Here is a 16,040-nt window from a genome sequence, read left to right on the forward strand (position 1 = left end):
GTTTGGGCAAAAGAAAAGGAGACACAGTGGTCTCCTTTTGGCTTGTTAGGCAAACATAAAAGTTACGTGCTGTTCGCTGCTTGTTGGGCCAATCGGCTACGCACAGCTACAGCGCCTATCGTATGTTAATGTTCTTATCTCGATTTTCGTACATTTCAGGTGTGGTGTGTAATCCACCTGCATAGCCTGCTGCTTCAAGTGTTTCTCTTACCTCTCGAACATGCTCAGCCGTGACCGGTTCATTTCTGTCGCCAAGGTTTAAACGCACAAACGTGATTAACTCAGCTAAGCGTTGATCCGACAGTACATCCTCAAAACTTGCCATTGGCATGAAATTTCTGTCTTTGTCGAGATAGGTGGGTTGCAAGCCGCGCACCGTTACCGCAATGGTATTGAATGGGTCGCTGTGCATGATAATACCGTTGTTCAACAGAGTAGGGGCGATTGGATCGCGACCTTTACCATCGTCACCATGACAGGCCCCACAGGTTTGACGATACGTGGTGTAGATTTCACTGGCATACGCAGCTTCATCAAACCCTTTAGGCTGTAACTGAACGGCATCACTGGCAATGGTGTTGTTGATGTCCCCACTGAGTAGGTAATAGGACATCGACTCAATATCTTCACGCGTCATCAAGCTTAGGCTGTTTTTCACTACATCAGCCATACCCGCAAAAGCGGTGCCTTTGTCTGAATGTCCTGTGTGTAAAAAGTCTGTGAGTGTTGCTTCATCCCAACCATCGATATAGAGCTCATTGGCTGTAATATCAGGCGCGTTCCAACCGTCGATCAAGTTACCTTGGAAAATACGTTCTGGTATCAGTGCTTGGGCAATATTTCGAGGTGTATGGCACTCCGAACAGTGACCAAGTCCTGCGACCCAATATTTGCCTTGTTGCCACTTATCGACATTCTCAATTTCTCCTTTGAGTTCCTCTGGCACTTCATAATCAATAGGGTCGGTATCCATGAATACGATGTTCCAGCCAAGCAAACCTAAGCGAATATTGGATGGAAACATCATGCTGTTGTCATCATTGCGTCGCGGCACGGCGGTGATTGACTGCATGTATTCCCATAAATCCACCATGTCTTGGTCGGTGAGGTATTGATAGGAGGTGTAAGGCATTGCAGGGTACAGGTAACCTTTCTTGCCTTTACCTGCGACTAACGCCGCTCGGAAATCATCGAAGTCATAAGTCCCAATACCTTCGGTAGTGTGTGGCGTTATGTTGGTTGAATACACGGTACCGAAAGGGGTCACAAACGGTAGGCCGCCAGCAAAGGGTTCGCCACCTTCTGCACTATGACAAGCCACACAGTCACCGGCGTAAGCGAGATATTCTCCGCGCTCAACAGATGATGCTTTCAAACTCGCGAGCCGTTGTTGCTCTACGTCACCAGCGTGTCGGATATAAGCCCCAAGCGCGAGTATCTCGTTCTCACTGAGCTGCTCATCAAACGCAGGCATTAGGTTGTTCAAACCGTAATTGATGGTGTGCTGAATCTCTTCAATACTCCCTCCGTGAAGCCAGATATCATCGGAAAGATCAGGTACGCCAATCGCTGGGTTGGCGACAGCACCATCGGCATGACAAGACGAACAGTATTGGACGAACAAGGTTTTACCGAGCTCGACTTTAATCTCCGGCACATCGGTATGACGTTGGTTGAGGGAGGCTAGATAGTAGGAGACTTTTGCCACCTCGTCTGGGCGCATGATTTCACTCCAACCCGGCATCGCTCCATTTCGCCCTTTGGCAATCGAATGGATCACAGCTTCATCACTGCCGCCGTATAGCCATTCTTGGTCGATAAGATTAGGGAAGTGTTTCTGACCTTGTGCATTATCTCGGTGACAAGCGGCACAGTGAGTTTGGAATAGAATCCTACCGCTGTTCACGATCTCTGGGACAGCAGCTAATCCCTCTAACGTGGTTTCGCTGGTTTGTGCAAATTGCTCATTGAGAGTGGTGGATGGTGAACTGAGCTTATCGTCGCTTTGTTCCCAATCGACTAAGCCTTCCCATTCTCCAAGCCCGGGGTAGAGCACCAAATAACCCGCAGACAAAAGAAATGCCACTGCATAACTGATAAATAACAGCTTAGGTGGAGGCGCATCTTTCTCTTCAATACCATCAAAGGTGCCAATGGTGTGGTCGTGATCGGCCTTGTGATTGCTACGCCAGTATTTAACGACAACAGACACCATCAGAACAAAGAATATTAAGGTTAAGAGTACCGCCCATAGATTCCAGAATGTGCTCATTGTGATACCTCCTGTGACGTATCTTTACCCAGGCTTTGTAAATAGCGAATCAGAGCTTCACCTTTGGTTTTGCCTCTTACTTGCAAACGGGCATCACCAATTTCTTGATCGGTATAAGGCACACCTAAGGTACGTAACACTTCCATTTTGGCGCTAATATCATCGCCAGTCAGAGTCTGCTCAAATAGCCACGGGTAAGAGGGCATGATCGAGGTCGGTACGACTTTTCGAGGGTCAATTAAGTGAATAGCATGCCATTGGTCAGAATACTTTCTACCTAAGTTAGTGAGGTCAGGACCAGTACGTTTAGAGCCCCACAAGTTAGGAAACTCATAGATATCGTCTGCTTCTTGGTTCGGGCGACCATTACGCTTCACTTCTGGCTCTAGAGGGCGAACCATTTGTGTGTGACAAACATGGCAGCCTTCACTGATGTATATGTCTCGGCCTGCTAACTCAATCGGTGTGAGAGGCATCGCTAAGCTGCCTTTGGCAATATCATCGCCACGGACAATGCTTGGCACTACCCAGACCAATAAAGAGAAGGAGGCCACGACAACAGTGGTCAAAATTAAAATGACGATTGAATGTGTAAAGTCTTTACTCATCATTTAAGCTCCTTCATTAACAGTGTGTTTAGCATCATTTGTTACGGGCATACGAACCGTTTTGTACAAGTTGAAAGCCATTAAGAACAATCCAAGTACAAACAGCGCACCACCAAAGAAACGCATGAATAGCCAAGGTGCCTTAAAGTCCATCGCTTCTACAAAACTGTAAATCAGTTCGCCATTTTCATTTTGAGCGAGCCACATATAACCCTCGCCGATGCCTGCGATCCAAAGTGCTATCGCATAGATGGCTACGCCAGCATGAGCGAGCCAAAAGTGCCATTTAATCAGTCGTCGTGACCAAAGATCGGTTTGGCCCCACAAGCGTGGAATGAAATAGTAAAAAACCGCTATCCCTGACATTCCAACCCACCCAAGAGCTGCGGAATGTACGTGACCGATGATCCATTCGGTGTTGTGTGCCACCATGTTGAACCAGCGGATAGCGAGTAGCGGACCTTCGAATGTTGCCAAGCAGTAGTAAAGAATCGCTGAGAAAAAGAATAAAAGAATGTAGTCGGACTTCAGCTTTTCTTTGTTTTGTAGGAGGGTCATTGCGCTATTAAACGCACCGGCCCAAGAAGGGAGCCACAGGATCAAAGACATTACGATGCCGATGTTCTGAATCCAGATAGGAACGGAAGAGTAAACCAAATGGTGCGTTCCGGCCCACGTGTAAAAGCCGACCAAGCCCCAGAAATGGATCACAGACAAACGGTACGAGTAGATAGGTCGATCCGCCGCTTTGGGTATGAAATAGTAGTTCATGCCAATCACACCAGCGGTCAGCAAGAAACCGACGGCATTATGTCCCCACCACCATTGAACAATCGCATCTTGAGCGCCTGCAAACACAGAGTAGGACTTCATCGCCAACACAGGCATCGCGAGGTTGTTCACGATGAAAATCATTGCAACGACGATAATGAATGCAGCAAAGAACCAGTTAGCCACAAAGATATGGCTGACTTTTCGTTTAGCAAGGGTGCCAAAGAACAACACCGCGTACAGCACCCAAACCAACACAATCATCAAGTCGATTGGCCATTCAAGCTCCGCATACTCTTTTGAGGTAGTGTGGCCTGCGGGTAAGGAAATGACCGCAAGTAACAGGATGAATTGCCAGCCCCAAAATACCATCCATGAAAGACTTTTATTGAACAAGTCACAATGGCCTGTTCGCTGGGCAATATACAACGACGTACCCATCAAGATATTCACGACGAAGCCGTAAATCACTCCTGAGGTATGTAGCGGGCGCAGTCGACCAAATTGGAAATACTGAGAATCAAAGTTTAAGACTGGCCAATATAATTGCGCGGCGAGAATCACGCCGATGATCATACCTACAATCGCCCACACTAAGGATGCAATGATGAAGTACTTCACGACCTTAATGCTGTATTGCGTTGTCACTTGTTCCATAACAAGGCTCCTTGCCTAGAGGTTTTGAATCGCTGACTTAATTTGAATCGCTGAGCGAGCCTGCTTCGTTGCCGAGCACAGAATAGAAATAGGAAATGTCACGGATGTCTTGGTCTGAGAGCGTGTCGGCTTGTTGTTGCATGAGAATCGCTAAGCCACTGGTTCTTTCTCGAGTCTGGTAATCTTTCAATGAAGAGATGAGATAACCCACTTTTTGACCGCGAAGGTTCGGGTAGGGATCTTGTGTTGATATGCCGTCAACGCCATGGCAGGTCATGCATACTTTTGCTTTTTGCTTACCTAACTCAAATTGCTCTTGATTAACTTCAGCAGAAACAGGAAACATGACCAGCGTCATTACTAGGGTAGAAAGTGTCGCCATGGGGTTAAATTTTTTTATATTCAAACTCATTCTCGATTCCCTTGATTATGAAATGAGTAAGCTTTCTAAGATCAATACACGAGATCAACTGGTGAAGTAGAAACGACTGGAACTCGTTATTAAGTCTCTTAAAGCTGCTTACGTTCGATTAAAGGTTATGCAGCAACCAGCATTTTCGCTACTGACTTACTCATATTTATTGTTAATTTTGTTGTTTCATACGTATTCATAGGGCTTATTGGTTTACTTACGCAGAGTAAAATACGAGTTTTTGTTACTAGACGGTTGAGAAGGAATACGTCAAGCGGGTAGGGAGTGCTGAACGAGAGCGGTGATGGAAGAGACAGAGAAACGGCGAAGTTATTGAAAAACAGCGAGGTGTAGGGCATTAGGGATAAAGCGATACCAATCAATCTGAGTGGTATCGGTACAAGTTAAATGGTCAATTTATACTAGACTCAAATTAGTGACCTTTTTAAATGGAGTTTAGAATGAGAACTGTATTCTTGTTGATGCTTTGGCTTTGCTCGTTTTCGATTTTTGCAGCCTCAGAGTTAACGGTTTTCGACCACTCCGGGCAAAAGCATGGTTTTAGTAGAGAGCAACTCCTGTCACTTCCTCAAAAAGAAATTACTACCACCTTGCCTTGGGTCGAGGGTCTGACCGTTTATAGTGGTGTGACGTTACAAACGGTGCTTGAAAATATGGATCTACCGATATCATCACAAGTCACTTTCGTAGCATTGAATGACTATAAAATTGCGGTGCCCAAAGAAGATTTTGATACCTATGAACCCATCATTGCGATTAAAAAGAATGGGGAGTTTATGTCTGTGAGAGAGAAAGGCCCGTTTTGGTTGATTTACCCAATCTCTGCGAACCCTGAAACCAATACCCCTGATTTCCATGCCAAGATGATTTGGCAGATTCGTGATATTCACCTGTAGAGGCTAATTATGAAGAAGCTGTTGTCTATGGCCGCAATCAAAGTCGTTGTTTTGTCTTTGGCCGTGGTTGTTCTATCCGTCAATATCTACAGTGTCACTCGAATTAATGACATCAACAAGAGCTTTTCTAACCGCCAAAATGAGGCCACTTGGTTTGTTTTTCAACTCGTCAAAGAGTATGCAAACTTCTTGATGGTTAGCCATGCAAAGACGATTGATTATGATGAACTTTGGTTGGCATATGACATTACTTGGAGTCGTTTTGATATTCTGATCAACAGCACTGAATCGTCCAATTTTATTCGCTCAGCAAACTTTAAACCGTACTTTACCGCAGAGTTTGAAAAGTTTAAGTCGTTAGAATCCTCAATTAAGTTGGTGAATCAAGGCGCTTTGCCTAAGGAATCACTGCAGAAGAAAATTGATATTTGTTACAACACGCTGGTCGAATTTATTAACGAAAAGTTTCGACTTCAAAGCCCGGTTATTGAAGAAAACACCACAATGGTCGACAAGTTGGTGATGATGCATCAGATAAGCAGCGTATTTCTGGTGTTGCTACTGCTTGTGACAGGAGCGATTTTTTACGTCGACTTTGCAATCAAACGAAAACTTCATTCTACCGACTTCATTACTGGCTTTCGCAATCGAGTCTCGCTCATGCAGTTTGTTAAGAACAGCTATCCAACAAACGGTAATTTCGACCTTTACTTTGTAAGAATCAGAAACCTTAGTGAGATAAACCAAAAGTATGGACTTGAATATGGAGACTTGGTGGTGAGTTCAGCTGCTAAGTCCCTGACGGCAAAGGTACCGGAAAGTACTATCTCGTTTCGTAGTAGTGGCAGTCAGTTTCTATTCTTCATTCCTGAGCAATTGTACACAAGTGATGAGATACAGGAAAAATTCAATGACGTGCTTAAGGATTATATCTCTGCGGGGAATTTAGAATTGATGATTGACGCTGTAGTCAGGCATAAGAAGAACATCAGCTCTAAAGATATGATGGAGCTACTAACGACGATGCAGAGTTAATCCCCGCATCAGCGATAAGTTAGATCATTAGGTTTTGTTGACTGTACGCTCACCATTCTCCCGCTTCACTATCATGGCTTTTGCCATTCTTTATTTGCCTCCTCATTCAATGTGCAGCCAATAGAGAGCTCCTGCTCTGATGAAGATAGTTCTACTACTAGTTATAGCTATAGTGGCTTTCCGCGCTTGAATAGGAAGAGAGGCTTTGAGGTTTAGGTTTAGGTTTAGGTTTAAGGTTACTGCTTTTGAGTGAGTGCAACGATTCGCTCGTTAGATCTCGAACTGCTAACAGACTGCGGGTTTAAAATTGCTTGCGGGTTATGGTTTCGAACAAACTCGATGAATTCCAGATAAGTGAGTGGCTGACTGAAGAAGTAGCCTTGTATTAGGTCACAGTTGGCTTTTCTGAGGTAATGATACTGTTCTATCGACTCAACACCTTCTCCGACGACTAGCGTGTCACAAGAGTGGCCTAAGTTAACCATAGATTCGACCCTCTTGCGGTCGGCCTTGTCGTCTACCATGTTATCGATAAAGCTCTTATCAATTTTGAGCTCATCCACAGGGTAGTGGAGAAGTTGGTTAAACGCTGTGTAGCCCGTACCAAAATCGTCAAGGGAGACCTTTAAACCTAAGCTTCTGAGGCTCTCGATAGTCTGCACCGTAAGCTTGGTACTTTTCACGTAACTGGTCTCGGTAATCTCTATAATAATGTTGCCAGGTGGCACTTGATAACGTTCGAGTACTTTACGGATGTTGTCGGCAAAATTACGGTTGTAGAGCTCCATCGCCGAGATATTAATTGACAGAGTGCCCTTGTATTTATGAAGTTCTGAAAGCTCTTTATAGCTTTTGATCGCGGTGCCAATGACCCACATGTCGAGCCTGGCAATAAGGTTACTCTTTTCTGCAACTGGGATAAATTCTTCTGGTCCCGCATCGATATCGAATAAGGCTGGGCAACGAATCAGGCACTCCGCGCCATCTATCTGAAGTGTCTTGGCGTTAAAAATAGGCATAAAGCGAAGTTCAAAGTTGTCACTTTCGCAGCACTCTAAGAGTCTTTTCTCTACAACGTCATGGCGTTCCAAGGTATGTAACAACTCTTCGCCATAAACAATACGACTTTCGCCATCACTATGAGACTTCGCATTAGCTAACATTTCATCGATGCATCGGTGCCAAATCTCATCGAACTTTGGCGTGTCGAGCGGTAAAACACCTGTTGCGAGTGATAATCGAAACCCATAGTAGTCAAGGAAGGTGGTGCCGGTCAGCGTATTGTTGATGTTCTCAATTTCTTCGTTTATCACTTGGTTCTTACCCATCTCCAAGATCGCGATAAACTGATTCCCTCCCAGTCTGGCTAAAGAGTAATCACTGCAACTAAAGCCCAAAGAGGCTTGTTGGTTTTGTAGTGTCTCTTTCAGTGCTTTAGCTAAGCTTATCAGTACATTATCACCAACTTTTGCCCCGTAGAGATCGTTAATTTTACGAAAATCGATGATGTCCCAACAAACCACATAGCAGTGTGGGCTCATCGAGCTTTTTAGTCGTACATCAAGGTGTCTGATGAAAGAGCGTCGGTTAGCTAGCTTGGTGAGTTGGTCGAATTCGGCTTCGAACTTCAACTCTGTTAATGAGTCTATGTACGCGTTCTTTAAACCATCAATTTCACTTTGCCCCGATGAACGCTTGAAATACCTAAGCTTGAGCCCGCCGATCGATATCTCTTGCAGTAAGTCTTTAAGCGGGCGCACAAGTTGGTAACGCACCACTAAATGCACGATCAACATGATCGTAAATAGAGTGCCAAAGCCACCTAACAAGGTTTGTTTAGCGATGATGGCTTTCTCATGGTTGAACTTTTGTTCTCGAATATTTACTTGCGCGATGAGATTTCGGCTGGTCATCTGCACATTGATATTATCTTGGGTTTGCTCAATTGATTTGATAACGAATTGGGTATTTTCAATGTTGGCAGCGTCTGAGGATGGCTCGATTAAGAACTGAATATTGTCATCGTCATTGTATTTGATTAGCAGGCTAGAGAGTTGCATCAGAGGCCCGTCAGCAATCAAGATGTAGCGATTTAAACTGTTACTTGCACGTTTGTCTTGAGGAAGGAGGTAAGGGTCAATTGCTGCAACATACGAGTATCTGAGCTCTCCACTGATCGAGATATAAGAGAAGCCTTCGTAGGAGAGTTCATTTTTGCTTATTAACGAGGTGTATATATCGAAGACTCTTTCGTAAATCTTGTCAGGGATCTTTAGCCCCTCGAAAGGATCGGCTCTGAGAGTCGAAAGCGTTAATTTGAACTTAGGGTCCACGATATAAACATTGCGTTGCCCAAATTGATTGACGTGATTCTGGCTTAATACTCGGAGTACTCGTTTTTCCAATAGCGATAGAGTCGTGTAGTCGCCAGGATTTTGAATGTAGCGGAGGAACTGCAACGAAGAACCGATATCTTTAACTAGTAAGGACAAGCCGAGCTGCTCGTATTCCGCCGCGACTAAAGCGGTGTTCACATCAGATTGCACCTTGTCCAAATACATGTGCTTAGCATGATTTGATGCGAAGTTGTACATCACGATTCCTGCTATCAGGAGCACAAATGTCAGCGTTGGTAAAAGTACAAAATATAGCTTCTTCAATACTGGCATGAGTTATCTCAAACTGTCGACAATACGATTGCGAATTTGAATGCTACTCGGTTCTAACGGCTGATAAAGGTAGCTGCGATCTAATACTTCTTTATTCGGGAAAAGCTCGGGATCGTTTTGATACTCCTGAGAAGTGAGTGCTTTTGCTTTTGAACTTGGCGTTGCAAACCATGAATCCATTGCGTTTTGAGCGGCGATTTCGGGTTGCGATAAGAAGGAGAGAATCGTGGTTGCCTGTGGAGATCGCTCTCCGTTGTTAATTGCAGCCATACACTCTAACCATAAGGTTGTTCCTTCTAGAGGTACTGTGTAGGCCCAAGATGCCTCAGGTTCGGCATCATTAAGCACATAGCTGTCACCTGAGTATCCGTAGGCGAGGTCGATGTTGGCTAAGTGTTCGGGATGACGAATATAATCGACAACGTATTCATTACTTTCAAGGTGAGGCTTCTGTGCTTGTAGCGTTTTGTAAGCGACTCGAAGTTCTTGTTCGTTGTTGGTAAACGGCTCAAATTGATTCATCAGAAGCGCAGCACTCAACAAATCCGTAGGCTCATAATACATGCTGATTCGGCCGCTGGTTTTGGTTTCAGGGTCTAGAAGAGCGCCCCAAGACTTGGGAGTCTCAACTTTTCCGCTTCGGTATAAGATGCCGGATGTCCCCCAAGCGTAGGGGATTCCATATTCGCCACACCCATCCACCCATCTTGAGTCAAAGTTGCTTGAAAGGGATTGCTGCAAGTCGCTCAGGTTGTGGAATAAGTTCTGTTTAGCCAGCGCTTTCAGTTTCATACTTTCAATGACAACCAATTCAAACGCACCTCGTCGTTCACTCAATAGCACTTCATCACGAATGGACTCGTCAGAAAAATATTGCTGCTTTAGTGAGATGCCGTAGGTATCACTCAACTGGGTAACGACGCTGTCAGATAAAAATTCATCCCAATTGTAGAGATAAATATCATGCTGCTGGCCAAATACAGGGCTAGCCAAAAAGGATGTTGACGCAAGTATTGATACGCAAAACGCTTTCACTGACGGATTCCCTTTCGTACGAGATAACTAAATCGTAGCCCAAAATTTGCGACATGATTCAAATTTAGGCACTTAATTTAACTTCAACTTCATGCATTTCATGCAAATAGCAAATAGCAAATAGCAAATAGCAACTTGCTACTCCTACTTGATACCGAACCTTTATCGTGTGAGGCAAGGATGACTCCGTCGTATCGTATTCAACACAAGTACGTATTCCAGTTTATTGTCCGTGAATGGATTATATAAATTAATATTCATCATAATATCCATTCTTACAAGTTATTATGCAAATATTAAGCATTAAATAATGATGCGGTGATTACCTTTTTCGGGTTTTCGCTCGCATTAATCGTCGTTATTCCTTTGTTTTGCCATCGCGATTTACTCTTATGTTCAATGTTCTTTTATCCCTAAAAACACTTCTATAACGTTTTGTTTATCATTTGTTTCGTTTCTCAATAAGTATCGATAAAGTTGTTGCTAAAGACTTGTAGCACAAGGTGATTGTGCTTATTGTGGGCAGCAATATCTAGGTTATGTCCCAACGAGCCATGATTGCCGGTTTGGGAAATGTTGTGCATTTAGGAGCCATTGTGGATTTAGAGATATATCAAGTAGATTCGTTTACAACTCAAGCGTTTAAAGGGAACCCTGCCGGGGTCTGTATCTCCAAAGAGCCGTTGGATGAGTCGTTAATGTTTTCAATCGCTGAAGAGATGGCGGTATCTGAAACGGCTTTTCTCGCGCTTAACACTATGACGCTTAAATGGTTCACTCCCGAAGTCGAAGTGAAGCTGTGTGGACATGGCACACTGGCAATGGTTCATGTGATGAAAGAACAAGGACTGCTTGAGACAGGTGATAAGGTCGTGTTTAACACCTTATCTGGGGAATTATCTGCCGCCGTTTGTGAATCGTCTATCGAGCTTGATTTTCCTAGTACACAGCTATCATTGCGTTCTGAACCCAACCTCACGCTGCTTGAACACCTAGGTTTAGATCCGCATCAAGTAGTTTCATTCAGAGAATTTGACTCTAAGCAGTTAATCGAAGTTTCCAACGAACAAGTGTTATTGGAGCTTTCACCAAACTTTGATGCGTTAAAAGGTATTCAAGGGCGAGGTGTAGTGGTGACAGCATTGGCAGCAAATACGGAACTTGATTTTGTTTCTCGCTACTTTGCACCTTGGGTTGGGGTTAATGAAGATCCTGTGACTGGCTCGGCACATTGCGCATTGACGCAACACTGGGCAGAAAAGCTCAACAAAAGCAGTTTCAGTGCTTATCAGGCGTCTCGTCGTGGTGGCTATATGTCGACTGAATTATTGGCTAATGGGCGAATAAAGTTAATCGGCTCTGCGACCACCGTGATTAGTGGTGTGTTGAAGCTTTAGATTTTTATAGAAGCTTTAGAGCGCTGTTTGCTCTGTTTTGTTGTAACCGCCTAGTATGTTTTATTCGATTATTCACCGTGAAAGAAGCGGCTAGGGCGGAATGTTATTATTGAAGGAATCACCGTGTCTGCCTTTTATCTTTCCCAAGTATTAGTCGCGATAGCCATTTGTTTTGATCTTCTGTCATTCCAATTCAAGGAAAGGAAGAAAATCGTCACTTGTCTGTTCTTTGCTGGCGTTCTTATTTCGAGTCACTTTATCCTTCTTGAACAATGGACAGCGGCGAGCTTAATGACGATTGCCACGATTCGCTATTTGACGAGCGTATTTTCTACCTCGTCTAAGTTTAAATATTTGTTTTCTTCGATGTCGGTGGTCGCAACCGCAGTGACTTACTCAGGGCTGACCAGCATATTGAGTTGCTTTGCCTCCGTATTTCAGACCTTTGCAGCCTTCAATAAAGATGACCGTCGATTAAGAGAATTGATGATCATCGGAACCAGCTTTTGGTTGGTTCACAATTATTTAGTTGGTTCGCCAACAGCGGTTGTTATGGAGGCGCTGTTTATCTGCAGTAACTTGGTGGGCTATTACCGTTTTTACTTCAAAAAGAGTGCCGCTGCTTAGGTTTACAGTACAGCTAAGGCCCAAGTTGTTAATCAATTCAATGCTAGCTAGGAGAGCTTGATGCCAAACATTTACAATGATGTTCCTTCATCAATACCCAATGAAATATTCAATGACCTGATTGCCAACGACAACATTCGAATCGAGAGAATACTCTCATATGGTCACAGTTCTCCTGAAGAGGGTTGGTACGATCAAGATGAGCATGAGTGGGTGATGGTGATCGATGGGCAAGGGGTGATTGAGTTTGAAGATGGTCGCATTGTTACCTTGTCTAAAGGGGATTATCTCAATATTTCCGCAGGTGAAAAACACAAGGTGCTGAGGACGGATAAAGATGCGGTGACGATCTGGCTCGCTGTGTTTTATCGTTGATATCTTGCTCTAAAGCTGAGGCTGTTAGGTTATAAAGCTTGCTGATTCAGCTGTTTATTTTCACCTCAGAAAGGACTTAAGACAAAAAGGAGTATGTTGTGATTAGAATTCGAAACTATCAAGCGAATGATGACAAAGCACTGTGGGAGATCTTCTTTCATACGGTACGTAACGTGAATGTTCGAGATTATTCTCAACAGCAAGTCGAAGCTTGGGCACCCAGTAGCTTTGACTTTGCGTTATGGCAAAAGCGTATGAATGGGTTACAACCCTTTGTGGCTGAACTCGATGGTTGCGTAGTTGGCTATACTGACCTGCAACCAAGTGGCTTGATTGATCACTTTTTCTGTCACCACGAATATCAAGGGAAGGGGGTAGGGAAAGCGTTGATGGAACATGTTTTCACTGTGGGTCGAGTTCGTGGTATATCGAGATATTTCTCTGAAGTAAGTATTACCGCAAGGCCTTTCTATGAGCATCTTGGTTTTAAGGTGGTGAATGAACAGGAAGTCGAAATGCGTGGTGTAAAGCTGACCAATTACGTGATGGAAAAGGTAGTTGAAGATAGAAAAGTCAGTTGAATAGGCGGGCTAGTGTTCGTAGGGATACAGAAACCGAGTTTGAAATATTAATGAACCTTTTTAAGGATAACTTTTCCTGATCTATTGATATTGTCGATGAGTTCAAATTGTGTGCAAGATAATTTGTCTAATCTAAACATTGAATGAATACAAGGAGTGTTGTTCATGAGTCATGTGAGTAGATCTAAACTATATACATTGGTGTCGATGTTGTCCTTCGCTGTTGGCGTTCTTGCCTTAGATGCTGGGGTGTCGGGGTTATTTCCTCTCTTTGTTGTCGTCATCTCATTCTTTTCATTTGTCATCAACTCGTTTCTTTGTTTGTTCGGAGGTAAACGCGAAGATGGCTTTGATGCCTATCAAAAAGCAAATCAGACTCGGTCGCGAGCACTGGTCAAAGGCTTAGAAGACTCGAACAAATAAACCTATGCCTTCAGACGAACGGTAATCTCATTTTTGACACAGTTTTCACCTGCTTTTTGTTCTCTTATTCAAGAAAAATCATCTCTTTAGAGATAATATTCACTTCAACTAATATCAGTGAAGGAAGTAAAGTGGGTATTGAAGCTTTAGCGTTTGTGATGGACGCATTAATCACCGCATGTTGTATGTACATCGCCTCTAAAATGTCTTTCGTGGTCGCAGATTTTAAATCCCTTCTTACTATTGCTGTTATCGTTGCTCTGGTGTCATTGATTCCAACAGTAGGTTGGGTGTTAGGGTTGATTCTGTTTGTGTACCTACTCGGGAAAGCGACGCACTCTAGTATTGGTGACTGCATCTGGGTAGTGGTCTTCACGAAGGTGGTATCGATGGCGGCCTTTCTGATATTCGGGCGCTTGTTTATGTAATCCGGGTTCTTGCTTATATCAAGGCAGGCTTGGCTAGTTTGATACCGATCTTAACTTGGTATTTAAACGTCAAAAGGGTGTGAACCTGTCACACCCTCTAAGAACCTTTGACTTGTGTTCATCTTTATTATTTAGGCAGTAATACAGCATCAATCACATGGATAACACCATTGCTTGCTTCAACATCTGCCATCACGACCTGCGCTTTGTTGATCATCACGTTGCCGTGATCAATTCCTACCATTACCGCTTCGCCTTGCACTGTTACGGCACTATCAAGCTTCATCACTTCAGACGCCATTATTTTCCCTGGCACCACATGATAGGTCAGTACTGCGATCAGCTTGTCTTTGTTTTCTGGCTTCAACAGCATATCAACCGTTCCTTCTGGTAGCGCAGCGAACGCTTCATCCGTTGGCGCAAACACTGTGAAGGGACCGCCACCTTTCAATGTTTCAACTAAGCCTGCCGCTTTTACCGCTGCTACCAAGGTGTTGAAAGAGCCGTTTTCAGCCGCCACGTCAACGATATCTTTCTTCATTCCGTGGTGATCAGCGTGAGCAAAAGCCGTAAAAAGAAGCGTCGCAACTAGCACTGACATGGTTTTGATTAATTTATTAAACATATTGTCTTCCTTTGAGTTTTGTCCGTTATTTTCGAGAGGTATTACGAAAGCCCAATCGTGATAGATCAATTTGTTGTGTCTTTGAGTGAATGGTTAGCGATATCGACAGCGTCAAGCGAATAAACTTATATTGTTAAATGCTTGTTACAATTCCATTTTGATGCTTATAGTTATTTGATGCTTATAGTTATTTGGTGATTATTCAAGTAATGGATGTGAATATGAGGTTTGTTTTACCATTAGTCTTTTCTGCATTGGCTTCAATGCCTGCATACAGTGGCCTTGCTCCAAGTGAAGGCTTCAGCGGTAACTTCAGTGTATTGGCCGGTTTCTACTCTGACAGTAGTAATTTGAGTACTGAACAAGATTCGAATCAAGCCACCAACACCCAGGAAGGGGAGAGTGAAAACCAAGGGCTACTCGGCTTTTTGGGTACTGTTCAATATACTTTTGGCGAATCGCTGACTCACCAAGTGTATGCGGGTACGACACGAGAGGATATTGCAACAGGTACCATTGCGTTTGAGATCGGTTATCGATATCAACTTTCTGGTGGCACCATATTGGATTTTTCTGTTATTCCTACGCTTATCTCGGGTAAGGCTTGGACGGATCCGTATGCTGTTGGCGTTAATCGAAATGAAACGGATGTGAAAGGTAATGTAGGACGACTGCAGCTCACTAATATCGGTGGAACTGGTTTTCGAACGGATCTCGCATTTGGGCAATCAGATGTTGATGAAGAGCTATCTGGTAGCCAAGGCTTATCTCCGGAAGATACTGTGCTGCTGGGTAGGGAAAGAACCTATGTGTACGCCAAAGCAGGATACCGCTTTATCTTACCAAACCACGCAGGTCTATTTGTTCCTTCAATGGTGTATTTCCACTCAGACGCAGAAGGAGGAGCACTCAGCTTCGATAGTTATGGTATTGAATTAAACTACGCGAAGAGAATCGGTCGTCATGGTTTTGTTGTCACCCTAGATGCAAGTGATCGTGAATATGATGAGTCGAATCCAATTTACGGGCAAGTACGTGAAGAGAATGAATTCGGTGCATTCTTAGCTTATGAGTTTGGTGGTTTGATGGGCTATAAAGATTGGGCGTTCATTACTTTACTGGGTTTAAGAAGCATAGATTCTAATATCGATTTCTATAACTCCGAGCAAGTATTAGCGAGTGTGGGTGTCAGGGCGGGAGCATACTTT

The 16,040-nt window shown here is 43.8% G+C and carries 16 protein-coding genes; 9 read left to right on the forward strand and 7 right to left on the reverse strand.

Going from position 1 to position 16,040, the window contains the following annotated elements; translation table 11 throughout:
- Window positions 1-115: 115 nt before the first annotated feature.
- Genes AB4161_RS13310 through AB4161_RS13325 form a run of 4 tightly spaced genes read right to left on the reverse strand, consistent with a single transcriptional unit; the run spans window position 116 to window position 4,720 of the window.
- Window positions 116-2,272 (reverse strand): c-type cytochrome, encoded by a 2,157-nt coding sequence (locus AB4161_RS13310; protein ID WP_372083452.1) that lies wholly within the window; start codon window positions 2,270-2,272, stop codon window positions 116-118.
- Window positions 2,269-2,883 (reverse strand): cbb3-type cytochrome c oxidase subunit II, encoded by a 615-nt coding sequence (locus AB4161_RS13315; protein ID WP_017064719.1) that lies wholly within the window; start codon window positions 2,881-2,883, stop codon window positions 2,269-2,271. The genes AB4161_RS13310 and AB4161_RS13315 overlap by 4 nt, the downstream gene beginning before the upstream one ends.
- Window positions 2,884-4,308 (reverse strand): cytochrome-c oxidase, cbb3-type subunit I, encoded by a 1,425-nt coding sequence (ccoN, locus tag AB4161_RS13320; protein WP_017069846.1) that lies wholly within the window; start codon window positions 4,306-4,308, stop codon window positions 2,884-2,886.
- A gap of 37 nt (window positions 4,309-4,345) precedes the next feature.
- The gene (locus tag AB4161_RS13325) at window positions 4,346-4,720 is read right to left on the reverse strand and encodes a cytochrome c (RefSeq protein ID WP_372083453.1); all 375 of its coding nucleotides are present in this window, start codon (window positions 4,718-4,720) and stop codon (window positions 4,346-4,348) included.
- Window positions 4,721-5,181: 461 nt separating this feature from the next.
- Between AB4161_RS13325 and AB4161_RS13330 the strand changes: the two genes are divergently transcribed.
- Both AB4161_RS13330 and AB4161_RS13335 read left to right on the forward strand, forming a co-directional pair.
- Window positions 5,182-5,637: a hypothetical protein gene (locus AB4161_RS13330; RefSeq protein ID WP_017069847.1), complete on the forward strand. Its 456-nt coding sequence runs from the start codon at window positions 5,182-5,184 to the stop codon at window positions 5,635-5,637.
- Window positions 5,638-5,646: 9 nt separating this feature from the next.
- Window positions 5,647-6,672: a GGDEF domain-containing protein gene (locus AB4161_RS13335; protein WP_017069848.1), complete on the forward strand. Its 1,026-nt coding sequence runs from the start codon at window positions 5,647-5,649 to the stop codon at window positions 6,670-6,672.
- A gap of 236 nt (window positions 6,673-6,908) precedes the next feature.
- Here the strand turns inward: AB4161_RS13335 and AB4161_RS13340 are convergent, their stop codons facing one another.
- The gene (locus AB4161_RS13340; protein WP_372083454.1) at window positions 6,909-9,341 is read right to left on the reverse strand and encodes a putative bifunctional diguanylate cyclase/phosphodiesterase; all 2,433 of its coding nucleotides are present in this window, start codon (window positions 9,339-9,341) and stop codon (window positions 6,909-6,911) included.
- Between the two features lie 3 nt (window positions 9,342-9,344).
- Entirely contained in the window at window positions 9,345-10,376 is a 1,032-nt protein-coding gene (locus tag AB4161_RS13345) for a PotD/PotF family extracellular solute-binding protein (protein ID WP_372083455.1), read from the reverse strand.
- A 596-nt stretch (window positions 10,377-10,972) separates the two neighbouring features.
- Between AB4161_RS13345 and AB4161_RS13350 the strand changes: the two genes are divergently transcribed.
- The 6 genes from AB4161_RS13350 (at window position 10,973) to AB4161_RS13375 (ending at window position 14,207) form a co-directional block, all read left to right on the forward strand.
- Complete coding sequence (locus tag AB4161_RS13350) at window positions 10,973-11,773, forward strand: PhzF family phenazine biosynthesis protein (RefSeq protein WP_372083456.1); 801 nt, start codon at window positions 10,973-10,975, stop codon at window positions 11,771-11,773.
- A gap of 123 nt (window positions 11,774-11,896) precedes the next feature.
- A complete protein-coding gene (locus AB4161_RS13355) occupies window positions 11,897-12,400 on the forward strand; it encodes a YgjV family protein (RefSeq protein ID WP_017060023.1) in 504 nt (167 codons plus the stop codon).
- 60 nt (window positions 12,401-12,460) lie between these two features.
- Window positions 12,461-12,775, forward strand: coding sequence for a cupin domain-containing protein (locus AB4161_RS13360; protein ID WP_102393766.1), 315 nt, complete (start codon window positions 12,461-12,463; stop codon window positions 12,773-12,775).
- Window positions 12,776-12,873: 98 nt separating this feature from the next.
- Window positions 12,874-13,356 carry a GNAT family N-acetyltransferase gene (locus AB4161_RS13365; RefSeq protein WP_017069854.1) on the forward strand — a complete coding sequence of 161 codons (483 nt, stop codon included), beginning with the start codon at window positions 12,874-12,876 and terminating at the stop codon, window positions 13,354-13,356.
- Between the two features lie 165 nt (window positions 13,357-13,521).
- Window positions 13,522-13,779 (forward strand): hypothetical protein, encoded by a 258-nt coding sequence (locus AB4161_RS13370; protein WP_017060020.1) that lies wholly within the window; start codon window positions 13,522-13,524, stop codon window positions 13,777-13,779.
- A 131-nt stretch (window positions 13,780-13,910) separates the two neighbouring features.
- On the forward strand, window positions 13,911-14,207 hold the full coding sequence (locus AB4161_RS13375; RefSeq protein ID WP_102393767.1) for a hypothetical protein: 297 nt from the start codon (window positions 13,911-13,913) through the stop codon (window positions 14,205-14,207).
- Window positions 14,208-14,334: 127 nt separating this feature from the next.
- On the opposite strand, the gene AB4161_RS13380 is transcribed toward AB4161_RS13375, so the two are convergent.
- Window positions 14,335-14,832, reverse strand: a complete 498-nt coding sequence (locus AB4161_RS13380; protein WP_102393768.1) for a fasciclin domain-containing protein — start codon at window positions 14,830-14,832, stop codon at window positions 14,335-14,337.
- A 221-nt stretch (window positions 14,833-15,053) separates the two neighbouring features.
- On the opposite strand from AB4161_RS13380, the gene AB4161_RS13385 reads away from it, so the two are divergent.
- On the forward strand, window positions 15,054-16,040 hold a 987-nt coding region (locus tag AB4161_RS13385; RefSeq protein ID WP_372083457.1), incomplete at its 3' end, for a DUF2860 family protein.

Source organism: Vibrio sp. 10N.286.51.E5, assembly GCF_041469125.1.
GTDB classification, from domain to species: domain Bacteria; phylum Pseudomonadota; class Gammaproteobacteria; order Enterobacterales; family Vibrionaceae; genus Vibrio; species Vibrio crassostreae_C.